Annotated in this window: 3 protein-coding genes and 1 pseudogene; all 4 read left to right on the plus strand. The window is 64.9% G+C overall.

Annotated features, from left to right (window positions below):
• Positions 1–243: 243 nt before the first annotated feature.
• The gene (locus DDE13_RS21745) at positions 244–1440 is read left to right on the plus strand and encodes a TniB family NTP-binding protein (RefSeq protein WP_162631170.1); all 1197 of its coding nucleotides are present in this window, start codon (positions 244–246) and stop codon (positions 1438–1440) included.
• A gap of 9 nt (positions 1441–1449) precedes the next feature.
• Complete coding sequence (locus DDE13_RS21750; RefSeq protein WP_111406301.1) at positions 1450–3417, plus strand: TniQ family protein; 1968 nt, start codon at positions 1450–1452, stop codon at positions 3415–3417.
• Between the two features lie 348 nt (positions 3418–3765).
• On the plus strand, positions 3766–4257 hold the full coding sequence (locus DDE13_RS21760) for a hypothetical protein (RefSeq protein ID WP_111406303.1): 492 nt from the start codon (positions 3766–3768) through the stop codon (positions 4255–4257).
• Positions 4258–4625: 368 nt separating this feature from the next.
• Positions 4626–4853, plus strand: a pseudogene (locus DDE13_RS21765) (helix-turn-helix domain-containing protein); the annotation flags it as partial.

Below are 4853 nucleotides of genomic sequence, written 5' to 3' on the forward strand. Positions count from 1 at the left end.
GCCGTGGCGCGGCACCGCGCGGCGCTGGTGGACGGGCCCACGCAGCCCGCCGGGGCGCCCCGCAACCCGGCGTGACCCGGCGCTGCCCCCAACAACGCCTCCATGGCGCGCGATTCGCCCCCGATCGCGCGCCATGACCGGCCGCCCAACCCGGCCGCACCCGCGCACAGGTAAAGATCGCCCTCACACGCCCCAAAAAAAAATCGCCTCGGGACTCTTTTTCCGGCGGTCAGACACGAACCGTTGACACTTCGGCCCGACAAGCCCGCCACGACGCATGACAAGGCCCCGAACCGAACGGGCCGCACGCGCCAACAGCTGCAGAAGGAGCACCACGATGTACCAGACACCCACCGGCGGCCTCATCCCGCCAAAACCCCCCGCCGCCGCGCGACAGGTCGCAATGGGGGCGCACAACCACTGCGCTGGATCATTCGTCCAGCGCCGGAATGCAAACACTCGTCCGATACCTGGAGTGTCCCAATGAATGTCCTGAACCCGCATGACTTCGCAACGGCCCGCGCGAAGCTGGACACGCTGCGCGCGAAACACGTGAAAACGCCAACCGGCGCGGCCCTTCGTGAGCGGCTCGATCGCCTGCTCAAGTGCGATGCGGCAGGTCAGTTGCTTCCCGAAACCGTCGCGCTGAACAGCACCAATGAAATCAATGGTATCGCGATCGGCGCACCGACCGGCAGCGGAAAAACGACCCTGGTGCGCCATATCCTCGAGAAGCACCCCGCATTGCAACCTAAGGACGAGCGGCTCATGCCCGTCGTCTCCGTGCGCGTGCCCAGTCCCGCAACCTTGAAAAGCCTCGGCCTCACGATCCTTGGTGCGACCGGCTACCCGGCCATCTCGGAACGCCGGGAGCGGTGGAGCATCTGCCAAATCGTTCCGAAACGGTTTCAGGTTCTTGGCACGGTCATTCTCTGGATCGACGAAGCGCACGACCTGTTCGAATCCGCATCGTCCCGCGAGCTTTCGGACATGTTGAAGACGCTCAAGTCGCTCATGCAGGATGAGGGAAAGGTCATCCTGATCCTGACCGGCACCGAGACGCTGTGGCAGGCCCTGTCGCACAATCCCGAGCTGACGCGGCGCTTCAGCCGGATCAACCTGCCTGCCATCAGCCATGCGGCGCAGGGACGGCAGATCGAGAAACTCGTCAGATCGTATTGCGCGGCCGTGGACCTCGCACCGCCCACGCGGGACGACCTTGTGCCCCGGCTGATCCATGCGAGCCACGGCCGGTTCGGCCTGTGCATCGAGAGCCTGCTCACGGGAATCGAGATCGCGCTGCTCGAGGGGGCGCAGGCGCTCGATATCGATCACTTCGCGCAGGCCTTCGCGATGAAGGAAGGCTGCGGGATCGAGCAGAACGTGTACCTCGCCCGCCACTGGTCGCGGATCGATCCCGATGCGCGCCCCACATATTGAGGTCCCCCGATGATTTTCCTTCTTGCAGCTGTCGAGGTGCCCGACATGATCCCGATCCTTTTTCCTTTCCTTGCGTTCGATGTCCTTGAGACGCCGCTATCGTTCGCGGCGCGGCTGGCTGACCTGCACACCGGCGGACATCCCCTGGGCTTTCTGAAAGACATGGGCATCGACCCGCTCGCGCTCGCGGCGGGTCACGCCGCAGCCCTGGATCGACTGTGCGACGTGGCCAGAGTCGACCATGGCCTCCTGCGCCACAACGCGGTGCAGCGCATCACGCGGCGACGCCACGCGCTGCGCGGCGAGGTCCTGTCATCAGGATTCTTCTCGAGCCCGCACACCGTGTTCTGCCCGGGCTGTTTGCGCGCCGACGACGCGGCCGGGCATGGACGCCGCGGGCGCCTGGCCTGGACGCTGCGCCCGGTGCGCACATGCCCGGAGCACGGGCTCGCGCTCGTGGAACGGGCCCGCGTGAAATGGGATGATCGGTTCCATGAGATGGATGCATGCGTTCCGGAACGCGGCGCCGAGCTCGACGCGCTCGTCGCAAGCTGCGCCCGGCAGACCGTCTCGCCGCTCCAGAGCTACGTGACCCGGCGGCTTGACGGACATGCGGGTCCGTCATGGCTGGACAGCCAGACGCTCGAACAGACCGTGCGCGCCACGGAAATTCTCGGCGCGCTGCTCGCCTTCGGGCCGGAGCGCAGGCGGCGTTCGTTCACGTCCTCGGAATGGGAGGAGGCGGGCCGCATCGGCTATGCATTCACGTCCGAGGGCGCGCGCGGGATCGGTGCGGCGCTCGACGAGGCGCGCAAGGCCGCCGACTCCACCCGCAAGCCCGGGAGGTTGACGATGTTCGGGTGCCTTTACGAGTGGCTGTCATCGACCAAGCCGCAATCGGACCCCGGTGACATCAAGCGCATCCTTCGCGGGTACATCTTCGACACCTTCGATGTCGACGCGGGTGTCCCGGTGCTCGGGGCAGCGCTCGATCTGCGCCGGTTGCACAGCGTCGAGTCGCTGGCCCGGGAAAAGGATGTCGATCCGCGCACGCTGCGCAATCTGCTGGTCGCGTCCGGGCTGGTGTCGAAGTCCGACGACGACACCGGCTACCAGGTGTTCGACGCGGATGCCGGGCGAAAGATCGCGGCGCAACTGCGCCGATCGGTCACGATGACAGCGCTGCCGGGCGTGCTGAACTGCACGCGTCCGCAGGCCAACCGGATCCTGGACGAGCGGTTGCTGACCCCCTTGTCGGATGGCGCGGACACCGCGCCGGGACGCGCGCGGAAATCCGTCGACAGCGCCGAAATCGACGCGTTCCTCGCGACGCTGCACGCGCGTGCACGCCCGGTCGACAGTATACCGGCCGACCTTGAACCGTTGGCCAAGGTAGCGGAACGGGCCAAGATCGGCTGCGGCGAGATCGTGCAAATGATCATTGCGGGGTTTCTCGACACCGTGGTCCGGGACAGGAACATTCCCGGGCTCGCGGGTGTGCACGTCGATCGCAAAGAGGTCCGCGCGAGGATGGCCACATGTCTGCCAGGGGTCTCGCCGACGACGGCGTTCGGGGAACTCAGCATCCCGATCGCGGTCGGCTGGGCCCTCGCGGACAGCAAGGACGCGTTGCATCTGCCCAGTATCGACATCGAGGGCCCGACCGGTCATCGGTTCACGCGGTTCCGCGAGGCGGACATCGCGGCGTTCATGTCGCGCTTCACGACGGTTGTCCGGATCGCGCATGCGCTCGGCATGCAGAAGGATCGTCTCGCGGCCAGACTGAAAGCCGCCCGCGTGAAGCCGGTTGCGGCCTCCCTGGACGTCGGTCTGGCGTTCTACCTGGTCGAGGATCTGCCCGCGTGGTCGAACCCCTTGCCAGATATGATATCGAAAGTCGTCCGGCCGATCCCGAATGGCGAACCGTTCTCACATGGACCTGGCTTGACGGAGCTCTGGAGTGCAGGTGTCACATGAAACCCGGGTCGCGGAAGTCCGCGACATGTGGCACGAGGCAACAGTGACTGGTTGTCGATTGACAACTTGGGGAGTGAAACTTACCTATGGCAAGACCGAGACATCCGAACAAGACGATCGAGGCTGCCCTCGTGGACCTCGAAGGGCTCGGGTGGGTCGTGGAAAAGTCGAAGGGCAGAAGCGCACACGCGTGGGGATACGTGCTCTGTCCCGAGAATGCCAAGGACATGTGCCGGGGCGGCGTGTTCTGCCGGAACCAGGTCTGGAGCACACCGCGAAATCCGACCGGCCATGCCCGGGATCTTTTACGCAAGGCGCATGGATGCGTCATCGGGAAGGACAAGGACGATGAATGACGCGCAGATCGAGGAATTCGAGTTCGACCTGGTCTTCGCCCTTCCGCGGAAGGATCTGGATGAGGATGTGATCATCGATGCGCTCTTCGAGACCGGGTGCGACGACGCCGTGGTCGGCCTCGGGGCGCAGGGACTTGTCGGACTGGCCTTCACCCGCGGTGGCGAAGACGCCGAAGCCGTCATCGCAGATGCGGTGAAGGCTGCACTTTCGGCGCTGCCGCAAGGTACGAAGCTGCGCGAGGTGAAGCCCGACCTCGTCAGCCAGGGCGAGGTCGCGGCGCGGCTTCGGGTTTCTCGCCAGGCACTCCAGAAGCGCGATCTGCCGCCCCCGTCCATCGGCGGCCTTTACCGGGCTTCGGAGATGTTCGCGTCACTCGATGCGCAACCCGGAAAGGTCAAGGATGCGCTCCGGGGCGCGCGTTCCTGGTTTGCCGCGGCACCCGCGGCGCAACGCTTGAATGCACGTCTGAGCCTGGAAGGCTGACGACCGGGCGGGACATCAATCGGCAGAGTTCGCTGGTTCAGCACCATTTGTCGGTGCCACGACGCAAACGTCGAGGAAAGTGAGCTGGAACGCGTGCCGCCGAGGCGACACGCAATCTGCGACCATCTCGGATGGCACCTGCGGCCTGGTGCAGATCTCAGCGCGAAATTTCCCTCAAATGCAATCGACCTCAGATGCTGCCCGACGGGCGGCATTTTTTTGTGTGCCAAGGCGACGTCATCATGTTACTGAAAGAAGACTGGAAGCTCGGGATTTTCATTAGAGCGTGTCGCCCCTGATCGGATTCTGGATTCCCATTTCGATCATCCCGTGATTCCCTGTTCTGGAGGCAGATATGGGGGTCAGGTATGGGTAAGCCGCATCCTGTTGAGTTACGTGAACGGGCGGTTTTGCTTGTTGAGCAAGGCAGCACGCACACCGAGGCGGCGCGGCGCCTGTGTGTTTCCATCAAGTTCGTCAATGACATGGTGCGGCTCAAGCGCGAGACTGGCGCGCTTGCGCCAAAGCCGCAGGGCAATCCGGGACGCGGCAAGCTGACCGATGTCAAAGACTGGGTGCGGCGCCGGATCGCGGCC

The organism is Meridianimarinicoccus zhengii (assembly GCF_003254465.1).
Classification (GTDB): Bacteria; Pseudomonadota; Alphaproteobacteria; order Rhodobacterales; family Rhodobacteraceae; genus Meridianimarinicoccus; species Meridianimarinicoccus zhengii.